The organism is Paenibacillus sp. 23TSA30-6, from assembly GCF_014858585.1.
In the GTDB taxonomy this organism is placed as follows: Bacteria; Bacillota; Bacilli; order Paenibacillales; family Paenibacillaceae; genus Paenibacillus.
The window spans coordinates 1-859 of record NZ_SLTL01000095.1 but is presented as its reverse complement, the minus strand read 5'-3'; the positions used below and the strand labels follow the sequence as shown (position 1 = coordinate 859).

Here is an 859-nt window from a genome sequence, read left to right as displayed (position 1 = left end):
GGTTGGCGCGTTCGTTCAGCTCGCGGTAGCTCAGTTGCTCTCCCTCGCAGAACAATGCTGCCTGCTCCGGGGTCTGCGCCGCTTGCGCCTCGAACAAGCCGTAAATCGTCTGCTCGCTTGGATAGTCCGTTGCCGTATTTCCCCATACGCGCAGGATTTGCTCCCGTTCTGGCTCACTCAATACATCCAGCTCACGTACCGAAATATCCGGGCTAGCCACCACCTGTTTCAACAGTTCCACCAGATGACCCTGAATTTGCTCCACACTTTCGCGTTCAAATGCCAGCGCATTGTAGACTAAGCTCATGTGCATCGTGTTCCCCGGCAATACCACCAGGTTAAAGTCATAGTTCGTCTGCTCGACGGACTCCACTCCCGTAATGCGGAAGCTGGATGCTTCCCCCTCACCCAACTGCTCGATTTGTTCCTCCATCGGGTAATTCTCAAAAATAAGGATATGGTTGATCAAATCCTGCTTCAGCTCCGACAGCCCCTGAATTTCATACAGCGGGTACGTATCATAGGCTTGGGAAGCGATGGATTGCTCCTGATTCTGCTTCATCACGTCCGAGAACAGACTGTCCTTATGACTGTGAATGCGTACAGGAATCGTGTTAATAAACAGACCGATGATATGCTCCACATTTGGAATCTCTGCCGGACGTCCGGATACGACACTGCCGAACACCACATCATCCGTACCGTTATATTTTTGAAGCAACATGCCCCACACCGTCTGCATCAGCGTATTCATCGTCACCTGATAACGCTTGGCGATTTGCTGAATTCCAGCCGTCAGACCCGCGCCCAAATCAAAGTCCAGGCGCTTCGTCTGATAACCTGTTTTGCTCTGGATTTT

The 859-nt window shown here is 51.7% G+C and carries 1 protein-coding gene; it reads right to left on the bottom strand.

What is annotated here, in order from left to right; genetic code table 11:
* Positions 1–859 (bottom strand): condensation domain-containing protein (locus E0698_RS26235; protein WP_238354180.1); only part of this gene is annotated, 859 nt, incomplete at both ends.